Origin of the sequence: Streptomyces sp. NPDC001549 (assembly GCF_042894025.1) — a bacterium.
In the GTDB taxonomy this organism is placed as follows: Bacteria; Actinomycetota; Actinomycetes; order Streptomycetales; family Streptomycetaceae; genus Streptomyces; species Streptomyces kutzneri.
Genome location: NZ_JBIAVJ010000036.1, coordinates 49,010 through 64,141 on the forward strand (window position 1 = coordinate 49,010; position 15,132 = coordinate 64,141).

General features: G+C 72.3%; 12 protein-coding genes, 2 tRNA genes and 1 pseudogene. 9 read left to right on the forward strand and 6 right to left on the reverse strand.

Annotated elements, in window-relative coordinates; all coding sequences use genetic code 11:
- Both ACFY04_RS38855 and ACFY04_RS38860 read left to right on the forward strand, forming a co-directional pair.
- A pseudogene (locus ACFY04_RS38855) lies at positions 1-378 on the forward strand (RNA helicase); the annotation flags it as partial.
- Positions 379-596: 218 nt separating this feature from the next.
- Positions 597-669, forward strand: a tRNA-Lys gene (locus ACFY04_RS38860).
- A gap of 130 nt (positions 670-799) precedes the next feature.
- Here ACFY04_RS38860 and ACFY04_RS38865 read toward each other — a convergent pair.
- A complete protein-coding gene (locus tag ACFY04_RS38865; RefSeq protein ID WP_389124810.1) occupies positions 800-1,576 on the reverse strand; it encodes a LuxR C-terminal-related transcriptional regulator in 777 nt (258 codons plus the stop codon).
- 413 nt (positions 1,577-1,989) lie between these two features.
- Between ACFY04_RS38865 and ACFY04_RS38870 the strand changes: the two genes are divergently transcribed.
- The 4 genes from ACFY04_RS38870 (at position 1,990) to ACFY04_RS38885 (ending at position 4,736) form a co-directional block, all read left to right on the forward strand.
- Positions 1,990-2,145 carry a hypothetical protein gene (locus ACFY04_RS38870; protein ID WP_389124813.1) on the forward strand — a complete coding sequence of 52 codons (156 nt, stop codon included), beginning with the start codon at positions 1,990-1,992 and terminating at the stop codon, positions 2,143-2,145.
- Positions 2,146-2,155: 10 nt separating this feature from the next.
- On the forward strand, positions 2,156-2,473 hold the full coding sequence (locus ACFY04_RS38875) for a hypothetical protein (RefSeq protein WP_389124814.1): 318 nt from the start codon (positions 2,156-2,158) through the stop codon (positions 2,471-2,473).
- 311 nt (positions 2,474-2,784) lie between these two features.
- Positions 2,785-4,074, forward strand: coding sequence for a hypothetical protein (locus ACFY04_RS38880; protein ID WP_389124817.1), 1,290 nt, complete (start codon positions 2,785-2,787; stop codon positions 4,072-4,074).
- A gap of 149 nt (positions 4,075-4,223) precedes the next feature.
- Positions 4,224-4,736: a GNAT family N-acetyltransferase gene (locus ACFY04_RS38885; protein WP_389124819.1), complete on the forward strand. Its 513-nt coding sequence runs from the start codon at positions 4,224-4,226 to the stop codon at positions 4,734-4,736.
- 63 nt (positions 4,737-4,799) lie between these two features.
- On the opposite strand, the gene ACFY04_RS38890 is transcribed toward ACFY04_RS38885, so the two are convergent.
- Complete coding sequence (locus tag ACFY04_RS38890) at positions 4,800-5,957, reverse strand: LAETG motif-containing sortase-dependent surface protein (protein ID WP_389124821.1); 1,158 nt, start codon at positions 5,955-5,957, stop codon at positions 4,800-4,802.
- Positions 5,958-6,412: 455 nt separating this feature from the next.
- Between ACFY04_RS38890 and ACFY04_RS38895 the strand changes: the two genes are divergently transcribed.
- The 3 genes from ACFY04_RS38895 (at position 6,413) to ACFY04_RS38905 (ending at position 9,223) form a co-directional block, all read left to right on the forward strand.
- A tRNA-Met gene (locus ACFY04_RS38895) sits at positions 6,413-6,486 on the forward strand.
- 211 nt (positions 6,487-6,697) lie between these two features.
- On the forward strand, positions 6,698-7,867 hold the full coding sequence (locus tag ACFY04_RS38900; RefSeq protein WP_389124863.1) for a PP2C family protein-serine/threonine phosphatase: 1,170 nt from the start codon (positions 6,698-6,700) through the stop codon (positions 7,865-7,867).
- Between the two features lie 306 nt (positions 7,868-8,173).
- Positions 8,174-9,223, forward strand: coding sequence for a M23 family metallopeptidase (locus ACFY04_RS38905; RefSeq protein ID WP_389124824.1), 1,050 nt, complete (start codon positions 8,174-8,176; stop codon positions 9,221-9,223).
- On the opposite strand, the gene ACFY04_RS38910 is transcribed toward ACFY04_RS38905, so the two are convergent.
- From ACFY04_RS38910 to ACFY04_RS38925, 4 genes are all read right to left on the reverse strand, one after another.
- Positions 9,132-10,571, reverse strand: a complete 1,440-nt coding sequence (locus ACFY04_RS38910) for a PrsW family glutamic-type intramembrane protease (RefSeq protein ID WP_389124827.1) — start codon at positions 10,569-10,571, stop codon at positions 9,132-9,134. The two genes, ACFY04_RS38905 and ACFY04_RS38910, sit on opposite strands and share 92 nt — an antisense overlap.
- Positions 10,572-10,614: 43 nt before the next feature.
- Positions 10,615-11,361 carry a tRNA (guanosine(46)-N7)-methyltransferase TrmB gene (gene trmB, locus ACFY04_RS38915; protein ID WP_373044285.1) on the reverse strand — a complete coding sequence of 249 codons (747 nt, stop codon included), beginning with the start codon at positions 11,359-11,361 and terminating at the stop codon, positions 10,615-10,617.
- A gap of 138 nt (positions 11,362-11,499) precedes the next feature.
- Positions 11,500-12,732 carry an L-2-hydroxyglutarate oxidase gene (gene lhgO / locus ACFY04_RS38920; RefSeq protein ID WP_389124828.1) on the reverse strand — a complete coding sequence of 411 codons (1,233 nt, stop codon included), beginning with the start codon at positions 12,730-12,732 and terminating at the stop codon, positions 11,500-11,502.
- A 44-nt stretch (positions 12,733-12,776) separates the two neighbouring features.
- On the reverse strand, positions 12,777-14,624 hold the full coding sequence (locus tag ACFY04_RS38925) for a sporulation protein (RefSeq protein WP_389124831.1): 1,848 nt from the start codon (positions 14,622-14,624) through the stop codon (positions 12,777-12,779).
- Between the last annotated feature and the right edge of the window lie 508 nt (positions 14,625-15,132).

The window sequence follows — 15,132 nt, forward strand, 5'->3', positions numbered from 1 at the left end:
CGTCCGTCCGGTGGTGGCTTCCGTCGTGACGACCGTCCGTCCGGTGGCTTCAACCGCGATGACCGTGGTGGCGACCGTGGTGGCTTCCGCCGCGACGACCGTCCCTCCGGCGGCTTCAACCGTGACGACCGCCCCTCGGGCACCTTCAACCGTGACGACCGTCCGTCGGGTGGCTTCCGCTCCGGTGGCGACCGTCCGTCCGGTGGTGGCTTCCGTCGTGACGACCGTCCGTCCGGCGGCTTCCGCTCCGGTGGCGGCGACCGCCCGTACGGCCGCCGTGACGACCACCGTCCGTCCGGCTCCGGCTCCGGCTCCGGTTCCACCGGCGGCTTCGGCGGCCGCCGCGACGACAAGCCGCGCTGGAAGCGCAACGGCTGATCGCAGCTGAGCTGAACCCCTGAGAAAGGGCCCGTACGACACTCAGGTGGCGTACGGGCCCTTTCTTCGCTCCCGGGAACTGATGGTGCGTAACACCCCCTCGGGGGCAGGCCCCAGGCCCCGCGGAGCGCCACCGGACCGGCGGCGACAGGCCGGTCGGCGGATACCCGATCGGCTGACCGGCGCGGTCCGGCTATGCTCTGGGGTGAGCACCTGGAGGGCCATTAGCTCAATTGGCAGAGCAGCGGACTTTTAATCCGTTGGTTGTCGGTTCGAGTCCGACATGGCCTACCGCTCGCAGGCGGGGGTTCCCACCCCTGACCTGCTGCTGAGCGCCCCACCCGGTTTCGGCCGGGTGGGGCGCTCAGTCATTTCCGGGCCCGGGTACGGGGCCGGGTGCGGGCCCGGGTGCGGAGGCAGATCAGAGCCAGCCTCTGTGGGCGGCCTTGATGCCGGCTTCGAAGCGGCTGCTGGCGCCCAGGCGTTCCATGAGCGAGGACATGTGACGTCCGACGGTGCGTGAGGAGGTTCCCAGGCGCTGGCCCACCGCGTCGTCGGTGAGGCCGGTGCCGAGCAGGCGCAGGATTTCGCGTTCTGTGGTGGTGATGCTGGTCCGGGGGTCCTCGGGGCGAGCGGCGCCGAGCGGAACGGCGGTGTTCCAGGCCTGTTCGAAGAAGTCGAGCAGTGCGGCGAGGATGCCCGGTTCGGTGACGTGAAGGGCACCCTGGCGTGTGTCGGCGGGGTCGATGGGAACCAGGGCCTGGGTGCGGTCGACGACGACCATGCGCTGGGGGATCGTGGGGGCCGTGCGGACCTCGCTGCCCTGGCTGAGCAGCCAGTGCGCGTAGGCGGTGATGTGCGGCTGGTTGCGCGTGGTGTCCTGGTAGAGGGTGCGCATCGTGATGCCGCGGCCGAGGGCTGCGGCATCGGCGGGCCGGCTGGCCGCCAGGTCTTCGGGGCGCTGGATGCCGGGCTGGCTGCTGAGGACCTCTGTGGTGGCGGCGCGGCCCATCAGTTCCAGGCGGTTGTGGATGGCGTCCATGCCCTGCAGGCGTTCGCCGTGGTGCGCGCGGTGCTCGGCGCGTTCGGCGACCATGCGGGTCACGGAAGCGCGTGAGGCGGCGAGCCGGGCCTGGCGGGCGGCGAGTTCGGCCTCCTGCACGGCGAGGATGTCGGCGAGGCCGATCTCGGGGCTCACCGCGCGCTGATGTCGTCCAGGCTGTAGCCGGGATGATCCAGCATCACCTGGTACACCCTCACGGCAGCATTGGTCAGTCCCAGAACTTCCAGCATCGGATCCCCCCAGATCACAGGCCGGCCGTATCTCGCCAGGCCGTCGGCCCCTATCCAAACAGTGCCGTGCCATCTTGATCAACATCGATCCGATTTCGAGCGGTCCGGCCTGCGAATTTGGCATGAGCATGCCCTCATGTCCGGATCCCGACAGGCCGGTAGGCGACACCCTCAAGGCCTTCCGGCCGTGTCGGCGAACGGCGAAGCTATTGATCGCCGCCAGGGAAACACCCCGGGCCGGCAGCCGGACGAAGCGTCAACCGCGGGACGCCCGACCGGTGCAGGAAGTCATCCAGCCAGCAGCTAAGGAATCCCGTCGTGATCCGCACTCGTATCGCCCAGGCCGTCGCGGTCGTCTCCGTCTCCCTGACCGCGGTCATCCTCGTGAGCGGCGCCGCCGCAGCCGCCACCACCACTGGGAAGCAGCCCGCCCCGGCCACCGCCCAGATCTCCGACAGCCTCGGCTGGGGCTGACCGGTTCGCTGTGGAGATCGTCTACGCCAGCCTGGCTCGGAGGCGGCCCGGCGAGGCCTCTCACGAGGGTGAGGCGGCCGAGGTCGTGGATGCCCTGTGGGCCCACGCACTCCCCGGCGACGGACTCCAGCACGCCAGTGCCCGCCCCGAAGCCGACCGGATCGACCTCTTGCTCTACCTCATGACCCTGGACGCGCCCACCGCGCCCGCCCCGCTGCGCCGTGCACACGGCCTGATCACGCGCAGCCAGCAGAACTCACTCGAACTCCGGCGGCGCTATCTGCCCCCGGCCCCGCACACGCAGAACGCGGACCCCGCCTGCCCGTGACCGGCAGCATCCGCCGTACCCGCAGCACCTGCCGTCGGCCGCCGGCCGGCCGCCTGTGACCAGCTGTTCCTGCAGGACAGCCGTCCCGGCAGTGCGCACCACCCCGGCCCACCCCGCGTGCCCTCTCACGGCACCGCGCGGCCCACGAGGTGCCCGGGCATCCCGCACCACCGCACCGCCGCATGACGCCGGCACCGACGTGTGCCGAGCTCGGCGCGCCCGCCGACCTCGGCACCCGGAACCGAGTGCCCCGCAAACCTCGCACAACCCAGCTGTCTTCCCTGTCGCTTGCCTCTTCACCAGGAGTTGCGTTGCCCATCAAGACCTCGGCCCTCTGTGCCGCTAGCGTCGTCACGGCCACCTGCGCCGCCTCGCTGGTCCTGTCCGCCATGCCGGCCCACTCCGGGACGGTCCAGCCCGTCGGCGCGACGGCCTCCGTGCCGCTGGAGACCGACGTCGAGCGCCCCCAGGGTCAGCCGGTCCCCCTCCAGGGCGCGGCCTCCGCCTCCGCGTTCACCGCCGAGGGCAACTCCCCCATCACCCGCAGCTCCGTCATAGCCCGGGCCAAGACCTGGGTCGACGCCCAGGTCCCGTACAGCCAGAGCAGCTACCGCGACGGCTACCGCACCGACTGCTCCGGCCTGGTCTCCATGGCCTGGAACCTCGGGACCAGCGCCTGGACCGGCAACCTCGACACCTACGCCGACCGGATCACCAAGGGTGAGCTGCGCAAGGGCGACATGCTGCTCTTCCACAACTCCGCCAACCCGGTGAGCGGTTCGCACGTCGTCCTCTTCGAGAGCTGGACCGACTCCTCGATGACGTCCTACATCGGCATCGAGGAGACCCCGCCGCACGCCGTGCGCCGTGTGATCCCCTACTCGTACTTCAAGAACTCGGGCTCCTACCTCCCGTACCGGTACAAGAACATCGTCGAAGACGTCGCCACCAACGGTGATGTGCCGGTGTCGGGTAACTGGGACGGGGGTGCGGCTGCGAACGTCGGTGTCTGGCGCAGCGGTAAGTTCCACCTGCGTTATGACGACGGGTCGCTGGCTCTTGTCGACTGGGGTCAGGCGGGTGACCTTCCGTTTTCTGCGAACTGGGACGGTTCGGGTCCGGATAATCTGGGTGTGTTCCGGTTCCATCTGCGTATGGACGACGGTTCCCTGACCAAGATCGACTGGGGTCAGTCGGGTGACCTTCCCGTGGCCGGCAACTGGGACGGGGGCGCGGCCGCGAACGTGGGTGTGTGGCGCAGCGGTGTCTTCCATCTGCGCAATGACGACGGTTCGATCTCCAAGGTGGACTGGGGTCAGGCGGGTGACCTGCCGGTTTCCGGGAACTGGGACGGTTCGGGTCCGGATAATCTGGGTGTGTTCCGGCCTTCGACGGGTCAGTTCCACCTGCGTATGGACGACGGCTCTCTGACGGTCCTGGACTGGGGTCAGTCGGGCGATCTGCCGGTCGGCGCCAACTGGGATGCCGGCAACGGCGGTCCCGCGGCCAATGTCGGGATCTGGCGTCCCTCCCAGGGCCGTTTCCACCTCCGCAACGACGACGGCTCCCTCACCACCCTCGACTGGGGCCAGCCCAGGTAGTCCTCGATCGGCCGGACCTGTGCGCGGGCGCCCCATCCGATTCCTTCGGGTGGGGCGGCCTCGCGGGGGCGGACGGTCCGTCAGTCCCGGTGCGGGCCTGCCGGAAATTGCGATGAGGCCGTCGGACCGGGCGGGTAGCGTCGTCGGCCATGACGCCTGTTCTCCGTACCGAACGCCTGCTCCTCGACCCGTACACCCCCGAGGACGAGGAAGGCTTCGTCGCACTCTTCCAGGACACCCGGGTGTCCCGGTGGATGGGGGACGGTCCCGCCTCCGAGGCCGAGGACCGGGCGCTCTTCGGGCGGGTCTTCACGAAGGTCTACGCCGAGAACCTCTTCGACGTGTGGGCCGTGCGCCGGGACGGCCGGCTGGTCGGGCACGCCGAGATCAAGCGGACCGACGAGGTCGGCGGCCACGAGATCATCTACGCCCTGGCCGCCGAGGCCTGGGGAGCGGGCCTCGGTACCGAGATCGCCGAGGCGATCGTCGCGTACGGCTTCGGCCCCCTCGGCCTGACCGAGGTGCACGCCACCGTGGCCGACGCCAACACGGCCTCCCTGGTCCTGCTGGAGCGCATCGGCTTCACCCGCGTACGGGACGTGCGGGAGGACGACGGGAGCACCACCCGCGTGCTGACCCGCCGCCGGGACCCCGTCGCCTGACGGCCGTACGCGAAGCGCCCCACCCGAGGGACCGGGTGGGGCGTTTCGTCGTGCGGGGCTCGATCAGGCGGCGGTGCGGCGACGGCGGCCGAGCCAGGCGGCGGCCGCGCCGAGCGCGACCAGGGCGGCCGCGAGGCCGGCGTACAGGCCGGTGGCCGAGTCGGCGCCGGTGTGGGCGAGGGAGCCGCCGACCGCGGCGGTGGTGGTCAGGTCGGCGTTGCCCGTGGAGGTGGCGACGGCCTGCTGCACGACGGGGCTGGTGGAGGACGTGGTGGACGGGGTCGGGGAGGGGCTGCCGGACGGGGTGCCGGACGGGGTGCCCGAGGGCGGCACGGTCTCCACGATCGGGGCGAGCGGGAACGTCACGGAGCTGTTCCGGAACGGGTGGGTGTCGCCCTCGGCGTGACGGACCTCGGCCTCCATCGTGATGACGGTCTTCTTCGCCAGCCCGGTGTCCTTGCCCAGGGAGACCCGCAGCGGCAGGGTGCGGACGCCGGCGGCGGCGCCGAAGCCCTTCGCGATGCGCGGCAGCTCGTAGCGGTCGTACTCGCCCCGCAGGTCCTGCCAGCGGCCGTCGATCAGGGCTTGGAGCCGGAAGTCGGCCTTCTGCTCGCCCGGGTGAGACAGGCTCAGGGTGGTCGCGAGAGCGGTGTCGAAGGTGCCCTCACCGGTGGCCTGGTAGTTCAGGTTCAGGTACGCGCGCTGCTCCTGGTCGTCCATGCCGGAGCCGACCTGCTTGAACCAGGTCTTGAGCTCGCCCGCCTTGACCTCGGGGTCGACCTTGAAGCGGTGGGAGTCCGCGCCGCCGGGGGCCACCGAGTTGTTCCAGCTGGTGGCCTTGAACGTGAAGTCACCGTCGTTGGTGGGGTAGTTCGCGCCGAGGCCGAGGGTGACCTTCCAGGTCATCCTGCCGTTGGCGGGGATGTCGAAGCCCGCACCGCTCTCCTTGCCGGCGGCCGTCGCCGGGTAGAAGAGGCCCTGCCATCCGCCGCCCTGCTGGCCGACCGAGGACTTGGTCGCCGGGGCGTCCACCGCGTCGACCTTGAAGACCACGTCGTCCTTCTGCAGACGGCTCGGCCCGGTCTGGTCGAGGAGCATCCACGGCTTGTAGTGGACCGCCTTGCCGGTCGGGTTCTTGACCGTCAGCTCGAAGGTCTCGGTGGCGCCGCCGCGGGTCAGCGGGCCGCCGGGGACCGGAGCGCCCATCTCCGTACGCAGCACGGCCTAGTCGTCGGCGACGGGCGCGGCGGACGCGGCGGTGGCCGAGAGCGGCAGCAGAGTGGTGACAACGCCGGCGACGACTGCGATGGCGGCTGCGGTGCGAACGGACATGGTGGACTCCCCCCAGGAGCACAAAGGCACCGGCAGAGCGCCGGGCCGAGAAGGTGTGGTCGTGGTCGCCGGCCGGTCCGTGTTCCCCCTGGCCCTTGCGACAGGTGAATCATCGCCCGGACGGGATCCCGGAACCATCCTCGATGTGTCACCGCCGTGCAACAGAGATGATCTTCGTTCGCGAGGGCCGGCACGCAGTCGGTTCCGGGCCGGTTCCGGGCCGGTTCTGGGTCGGCTCTGGTCCGGTTTTGGGGCCTTGACCTGCGGTGATGTGGATCTGTGGGTGGTGCGGCGGTTAATTGGCGAAGGGCTCCCCCCGGATGGCGTAGAGTTGGGTTTACCGACGCGGGGTGGAGCAGCTCGGTAGCTCGCTGGGCTCATAACCCAGAGGTCGTAGGTTCAAATCCTGCCCCCGCTACTCAGTACGAAGGCCCGGTTCCTTTACAGGAACCGGGCCTTCGTCGTGTTCCGGCCCCGCCGGGCGCTCTTCTCGCGCTTTCTCACGCCCCGTCACGCGTCCGGCCGCCGTCAGGTCGCCGGGCGGATGTCCGTCCACCAGCCTTGAGGGGCGAGGCGGCGGCGGGCCCGGACCCGTGCGGCCGCGGACCGGGCGGCAGGAGAGCAGCGTGGTGGGGCTGGGCCGGCAGGGCAACGGCGGTGGGCGCGCGGGCGGGAGCGGGAACGGTGTGACCCGTCGCGTGGTCCAGGCGCTGCCGGGCGTGCTGATCGCCCTCGGGATGGCCTTCGACGTGCTGACCCCGCCCAGCTTCACGGGGTCCCCGTTCTTCACGGCGGCCCCGCTGATCGCCGCCCCGCTGTTCACCCTCTGGGCCACGGCCCTGACCGGCGGCCTGGCCGTGTTCGCGGTGTTCGTGCTCCACATCCTCAACGGCACCAGCTGGAAGGTCGAGGCGCTGACCGAGCTGGTGACCGTACTGACCGTCGCCGGGCTGGCGCTCCTGATCAACCGCATGGTGCGGCGCAGCGGCGAACGGCTCGCCTCGGCGCGCGGGATCGCCGAGGCCGCGCAGCGGGCGGTACTGCCGAAGCCCGCCGAGCGCATCGGGGGGCTGCACGTCTCCGCCTGGTACGAGGCCGCGCAGGCCGACGCCTTCATCGGCGGCGACCTGTACGCCGTCCAGGAGACCCCGTACGGAGTGCGGCTGGCGGTGGGCGACGTACGGGGCAAGGGGCTGGGGGCGGTGGAGGCCGTCGCGGTGGTCCTCGGGGCGTTCCGGGAGGCGGCGGACACCGAGCCCACGCTGGAGGCGCTGGCGCAGCGGCTGGAGCGGGCGCTGGCCCGCGAGGGCACCCGGCGCGACAGCCTGGACGCGGTGGAGGGGTTCACGACGTGCGTGCTCGGGGAGATCCCGCCGGGCGTGGGCGTGCTGCGGCTGCTCAACCGGGGCCACCCCGAACCGCTGCTGCTGCACGAGAACGGTGAGCTGGCGGTCCTCGCCCCGGCGGAGCCGGCCCTGCCGCTCGGCATGGGGGAGCTGGGCGGCTGGCCGGACCTGGTGCAGGAGTGGGCCTTCCCGGCGGGGACCACCCTGCTGCTCTACACGGACGGGCTGACCGAGGCCCGGGACGGGGCGGGGGACTTCTACGATCCGGCGGCCCGGCTGCGCGGGCGGATCTTCCCCGGGCCGCAGGCGCTGCTCAGCGCGCTCAGCAGCGATGTGCGCCGGCATACGGGCGGCGGGGCGACGGACGACATGGCGCTGCTCGCGGTGGGCCGGCCGGGGGAGCGGGAGCCGGAGCGGCGCCGGACCGTGCCGGTGGTGCCCCGCGTGACGTGATGTCACGATCGGTAGTCGAAAGAGTGCTCTCTGCGAGGGGATTGACGAGCCGTTATTTCCGGCCTGTGGCTGAAGGGATGAGAGAGTCGCTTGATTTTTGCCCTAATTGAGACCAGTTTGCTGTGGAAAGGAATGGCCAAAGCCAGTCGGTGAGTGGCTGATTGGTGGGAACGATCAAGTGGAGAAGCTTGGAATCACTCCCCTACGTCTATTACCTTTCGATAACGCAGCGCGGTCGTCCCAGCCGTCGCAAGAGACGGCACCGTGCGCGCGCGCGTCCTGCGCGTCGATGAGGAGTGTGCCCCGGTGGCCTCCAACTTGCCTGCCCCTGAAGGCATCGATATCCAGGAGCCGCCCACCGCGGGTGCCTGGGGCGAGTGGAACCCCACCGAGGATTCGGTGCGGCCGGTCCGCGGCAAGCACCGGGTCGCCAAGCAGCGCGGGGGACTTGCCCGCAGCTCCACCGTGCTCGGCGTCGGTGTCATCGCGGCGGTCGGCGCCGGCGGTATCGCCACGGCGCAGGACCGGCCCCAGGTTGCGATATCCCTGCCGGCCATGCCCGACCTGCCCGACCTGCCCGACCTGCCCGACATGATGACCGGGAACAAGGCCCAGCAGGACGACGGCGATTCCGGACCGGCGGCCTCGACGGGCGAGCGGACGGGGATCATCGCGCAGCAGTCCGCCCAGGGCGCGGACGCGGGCGAGGTGTTGCGCAACCGCATCCTCCAGCAGGCCGAGTCCCAGCAGGCCGCCGCTGAGGCCAAGGCGCGGGCGGAGGCCGAACAGGCCGCGCAGCAGGCCGCCGCCCAGGAGGCCAAGGAGAAGCTGGAGGCGGCCCGCACGGCCGCCGAGGAGGCGAAGACGCAGGCCGAGGCGAAGGCCAAGGAAGAGGCCGAGGCGAAGGCCGCGGAAGCGGCGGCGGCCAAGGCCGAGCAGGAGCGCCTCGCCAAGCCCGCCGTCAGCTACTCCCTGCCCACCTCCGCCTACACCCTCACCTCGCACTATGGGGTCTCCGGCTCCATGTGGTCCTCCGGCTACCACACCGGCCTCGACTTCGCGGCCCCGACCGGGACCCCCGTCAAGGCCGTGGCCGCCGGAAAGATCACCTCGGCCGGCTGGTCCGGCGCGTACGGCTACCGGATCGTGCTGGAGCTCCCGGACGGCACGGAGATCTGGTACTGCCACCTCTCCTCGATGTCGGTGACCTCCGGCGCGGTCGGCGCCGGCGAGACCATCGGCCGCGTCGGCGCCACCGGCAACGTCACCGGACCTCATCTCCACCTGGAAGTACGCAAGGGCGGATCGACGCAGGACCCGCTGGCGTGGCTGAACTCCAAGGGCCTGAACGTCTGAGTCCCGGGTCCGGGTTCGTTCCGGTGGCCGTTCCCGGGTTCGTTGCCGGGGCCGTTGCCGGGTGCGTTCCCCGGGTCGGGTCCGGCGCGCCACGGTCGTGGTCCGTCCGCCGCGGCCCGGGTACGTCCGTCCGTGCGGCCGCCGGGTCCAGAGGGTCGAACCACGGCGGAACCAGCTCCTCGATGACCGCCGCCCGGGCCAGTGCGGGACCCGCCGTCGCCCGGGACTGCCAGAGCCGGTGCAGCAGCTCCCGTTCCCGGCCCGCGAAATCCCGCTCCCGTGCGGGGCCGCCGCGCCGCGCCCGGTTCCGCAGCAGGGCCAGGGCCGCCGCGTCCGCCTCGTAGCGGGCGACCGTACGTCCGGCCGCCCGGCCCCCGCTGCGCCGGGCCAGGGAGCGGGCCAGCGACCGGGCCGGTATCGAAGCCAGGGCCGGGACCTCGGCCGGACCGAGCCAGCCCGCGGCCGCGTACAGCGCGAGTTCACCCTCGACGGCCCGCAACCGGTTGCGCCTTATCCGCACCGCCAGCCACACCAGCAGCCCGAACACCGGGACCATCACGCAGCTGTAGACCACGTAGAACCCGTGCTCCCCGAACTGCGAGGAACCGTTCCACAGCGCGTGCATGCCCATGGCCAGCGCCAGGCCGAGCAGCGGCGGGCAGATCCTGCGCGAGCGGCGGGCGCTGACGGCGGCCACGCCGAAGCCCAGCCCGGTGAGCACGGTGAACAGCGGGTGCGCGAACGGCGACAGCACTATCCGCACGAAGAAGGTCGCCGCCGTCACCGATTCCAGCGCGCCGCTGCGGTCGGCCAGGTCCTCCACGAAGGCGTTGCCGAGGTAGAGGATGTTCTCGGTGAAGGCGAAGCCGGTGGCGGTGAAGCCGGCCACCACGAACCCGTCGGCGGGGCCGGTGAAGTGTCGTCTCCGGAACACGAACACCAGCAGCAGGGCGGCCGCCTTGGCGCTCTCCTCCACCACCGGGGCGATGGCCACCGAGCCGAGGTGATCGGCGGCGGAGGCATCGGTGGTGGTCGCGGCTATCCACTGGGTGGCGAAGTTGTTGGCCAGTATCGCGATCAGTGCCGCGGTGCAGGCACCCCAGCCGAAGCAGAACAGCAGCTGCGACCAGGGCACGGGCGCGGCCCGGCCCAGCCACCGGAAGGCCGCCATGAGCGGCGCCACCGGCAGCAGGGCCAGACCGAGACCGACGAAGAAGCCGGAGGTGCCGGTCTGTTCCCGCACGAGTTCGAGGATGGCGACCCCGGTCGCGGCGAGCAGGGCGAGGAGCACGCACGTGCGGACCGTGCCGGACGGGCGTGGGAGCACGAGGTGGAGCGCTCGGTACACACCATGACCCTAGCGAGCCGGTCTGACACGCGCGGTGACCTTGTCAGTTCTCCGTGCGACGGAAGAGCAAGTCGTGTACGAGGTGGCCCTTGTCGAGGCCCTGGCCCTCGAAGCGGGTCAGCGGCCGGAAGGCGGGGCGCGGGGAGAAGCCGCCGTCGGGCTGCGTGTTCTCGAAGTCCGGGTGAGCGGTGAGCACTTCGAGCATCTGCTCGGCGTACGGCTCCCAGTCGGTCGCGCAGTGCAGTACGGCCCCGGGCGCCAGGCGGGTGGCGGCCAGCGTGAGGAAGTCGGGCTGGATCAGCCGGCGCTTGTGGTGGCGGGCCTTGGGCCACGGGTCCGGGAAGTACACGCGGATACCGGCCAGCGAGTCGGGCGGCAGCATCTCGCGGAGCAGGATGATGGCGTCGCCGTTGGCCACCCGGACATTGGTCATCCCGCCGCGCTCGGCGAGGGCGAGCAGGTTGCCCTGCCCGGGGGTGTGCACGTCGGCGGCGAGGATCCCGGTGCCGGGGTCGTCGGCGGCCATCTGGGCCGTGGCCTCGCCCATGCCGAAGCCGATCTCCAGGACGACCGGGAGGCCGTCGAAGAGCTCCTCGAGATCGAGGACCCGGTGGCCGTCGATGTCCAGGCCCCAGGTGCCCCACAGGCGCTTCAGGGCCTCACCCTGGCCGGTGGTGACCCGGCTGCGCCGGGGCTGGAAGCTCCGGATCCGCCGCTCGTGGTGCGAGCCGGCCGGGTCCGGCGCGGGCCCGTCGGGGAAGCGGGGCTCGGTGCGCCACTTGGGCGGCACGTACGAGTTCGTCTCCGGCGCGGCGTCCGGGAGGCGGGGCGACTGGGGATTCAGGGACTCAGACACAATGCGCTGATTCTACGACGGGGGGTGCGGGAGCCGCCGCGCGAGCAGCTCCCGCACCCCCCCGAAAGCGGCTCAGGCCGAGCCGAGGGTCCGCAGGGCGCGGGTGGCGATCTCCCGGCCGATCGGGAGGGACGCGGTCGCGGCGGGCGAGGGGGCGTTGAGGACGTGGACCGTACGCGGGGCGTCGCGGATCAGGAAGTCGTCCACCAGGGTGCCGTCGCGCAGCACGGCCTGGGCGCGGACCCCGGCCGCGGCGGGCCGCAGGTCGGCGGCGGTGACGGCCGGCAGCAGGCGCCGTACCGCCCGGGTGAAGGCCTGCTTCGACAGCGAGCGGTGGATCTCGCCCGTCCCGTACCGCCAGTGCCGTGCGGCCATCCGCCAGGAGCCCGGCCAGGCGAGCTCGTCCGCGATGTCCTGGGGCCGCACCGTCGACCAGGCGTAGCCCTCGCGGGCCAGCGCGGGCACGGCATTGGGGCCGACGTGGACGCCGCCGCCGATGCCCCGGGTCAGGTGCACCCCGAGGAAGGGGAACGCCGGATCGGGCACCGGGTACACCAGGCCCCGGACCAGGTCCGGTCTCGCCAGGTCGTAGTACTCGCCGCGGAAGGGGATGATCCGCATGCCCGGGTCGTCCCCGGCGAGGCGGGCGATCCGGTCGCACTGGAGGCCCGCGCAGTTCACCAGCACCCGCGCCCTGACCACCAGGCCGGACGTCGTGCGGACCGCCACGGCCGAGGGGCGCCGGGAGATCAGGTCCACGGCGCCGCCGTAGACGATCTCCGCGCCGGAGGACTCCGCGAGCTGGGCGCTCACCCGGCCGTAGTCGACGATCCCGGTGCTGCCGACATGGATCGCCGCCAGCCCCTGCACCTCCGGCTCGTACTCCGTGATCTGCGCCGGGCCGAGCTCGCGCACGGGAATGCCGTTCTCCCGGCCGCGCTGGACCAGGGCGTGCAGCCGCGGCAGCTCCTCCCGCTCCGTGGCGACGATGAGCTTGCCCGTCACCTCGTGCGGAATCCCGTGCTCCGCACAGAACTTGACCATCTCGGCGGCCCCGCTCACCGCGAAGCGCGCCTTCAGGGAACCCGGGCGGTAGTAGATCCCGCTGTGGATCACCCCGCTGTTGCGGCCCGTCTGGTGCCGGGCCGGGCCCGACTCCTTCTCCAGGACCACGACCCTGGTCCCCGGAGCCAGGCGCGCCACGGCATGCGCCGTCGACAGGCCGACGATTCCGCCGCCGATCACCAGCACATCGCAGTCCACGCCGCCACCCACGCTGACACCTCCCACCCCTGCATACTGCACCCCGGCACCGACAACGCGGCCACGCGGCCCCCGGAAGACAGCTCCTACGCCGGCGCCACCAACAGCGGCCGGGCCCGCTCCCGCAGCTCTGCCACACGCGGCTCGTCCCCGTACGGTTCCAGGCGGTGCAGCAGGTCCCGTACGTATTCGGTCGTCCGTGCCGAGGAGATCCTCCCCGCCACCTCCACCGCCCGGGTGCCCGCCGCGCACGCCGCGTCGAGATTGCCCGACTCCAGCTCGGCGACCGCGCTCACCACCAGCCGCAGCCCGTGCGACCGTACGTACTCCTCGGTGGGGCGCGACAGGGCCTGCTCGGTGAACCGCCTTACCTGCCGGGGCAATTTCAGATCCCGGTAGCATTCTGCAGCATCTGCCGCGAAACGGTCGTACGAGTAGAAACCCAGCCAGGTCGGATCCGGATCGCCCTCCCGGGACCGCTCCAGCCAGCCCTCGGCCGCCCGGAGCGCCGCCCCGGCGGCCGTCGAATCGCCGGCCTTCGCGTGCGCCCGCGCCTCGACCAGCCGGAAGAAGCTCATGGTGCGGGCGGTGGCCAGGCCGCGGTTGCGCTCGACGGCGGCCTGCGCGAGGTCCACCCCCTCGTCGGGGAAGTCCCGGTAGGTCGCCTGCAGGGACATCGAGGCCAGCACGTAGCCGCCGAGCGGTACGTCCGCGGCCGCGCGGGCGAGCCGCAGCGCCTGGATGTAGTAGCGCTGGGCCGCTTCCTGCTGGCCGGTGTCGAAGGCCATCCACCCGGCCAGCCGGGTCAGCTCGGCGGTCGCGCCGAACAGCGCGCGGCCCACCTCGTCGGTGTACGAGCCGAGCAGCAGCGGCGCCGCGTCCACCCGCAGGCACTCGGGCACCATCGACGAACGCCAGTCCCCGCCGCCGTACTTGGAGTCCCAGCGGCGCGCGTCCTCGGCGGCCTCGCGCAGCTTCGACACATCGCTGTGGCCCACGCGCTGGCCGTGGTCGCGCGGCGTTTCGGGTCCGGGCTGGGCGGGCACAACGGTGGACGGCGGGCCTGTCGCCGGTCCCGCCACCGGTCCGGAAGCCGGGCCTGCCATCGGGCCCGCCAGACCTGTCATCGGGCCGGTCGTGCGGCCGTCCGGGGAGGACCGGGGACCTGGTGCCGCCGTCGCCTCGCGCGCCGGCGCGTCGTGAGCCGAGGGGGTCGCTGATACGGGGCTCTGGACCATGGAGTGCCGCGCCGCAGGGTCGGGCGCCGCGGAGGTGCCGGCCGTCGGGTCGTCGGTCGTCGCGTTGTCGGCCGTCGGGCTGCCGGGTGCCGCGCTGCCGGGTGCCGCGTGGTCCGTCGTCGCGCTGCCCGTCGTCGCGCTGCCGGTCGTCGTGCCGCCGGTGGCCGGGCCGTCGGGTGTCGGGGCGCCGGTCGTGAGGTGCGGAGCCCGGCTGCCCGCCGGCTCCCGGGCCACCGAGCTGTCGGCGGGAGATATCAGCCAGCGCGAGGCGGGCGTCGCGTACGCCGCCACGGAGAACGAGCCCGCCAGCGACTGCCAGATCCCGCCACCGCCGCGCCGTCCGGCGAGGTCGAGCCGGTAGAGGTCGGTGGCCGAGCGCACCGCCGCGCCCACGTCGCGCGGGAAGGCCAGCCCGACCTCGGGCGCGGGATCGGCGTCGGCCAGCCCGATCTCGTGCAGCGGCACCGGCCGCCCCAGCTTCGCGCCGATGGCGGCGGCGATCAGATGCGGGGCGGCGCCCTGGGGCACCATCCCCTTCGACACCCACCGGGCCACCGACGTCTTGTCGTACCGAAGCGTCAGGCCGCGCTGCGCTCCGAGGTCGTTGACCCGCCGGGCCAGCCCGGCGTTGCTGATGCCCGCGAGGGCGAGGACGGCGCCGAGCTTCTCATTGGGCTCGCGGAGCTCCCTGGACATGCGCCACCCCTCGTCACACGCGGAACGCAGACGCCGCCGGGGCATAGGCGCCCGGCATTTCGTAAACCCAGCGTAGTTCCCCGCCTCCCAAGCGTTAAGGCCCTTACTTCCGTATGGCGGGATTGTTGTCCGTTTGCACAGTCCGCCCCGGGCCCGGCGCCGGGGCGCACGTGTCATCGCGTGCTCCGCCCGTGTGGCCGTGCGCCCGCCCGTGCGCTCTGGCCGGTCCCCGGACCCGGCGATTCGATGTGCGGTGCGTGGGTCGGCCCGCCGCCTGACCGGGCGGGTCGGGGGATGCCGCTGCCTCAATCCCCGCGGGTGGCGGAACGGTCCGGGGGGCGGAATGCGCCCCCCGGACCGCGCCCCCGCGTCGGGCGCCGGCCGCCCGTGACGGCCCTCCCGACGGCCGAAGAATGGCTGAAAGCGACCTATGGGGCGGTGGGAACGGAACGCCAAATACCGAGTTGCCGGGGCGTGTTCGTTTGCGTGTGCGCCCCCTTTAACCACT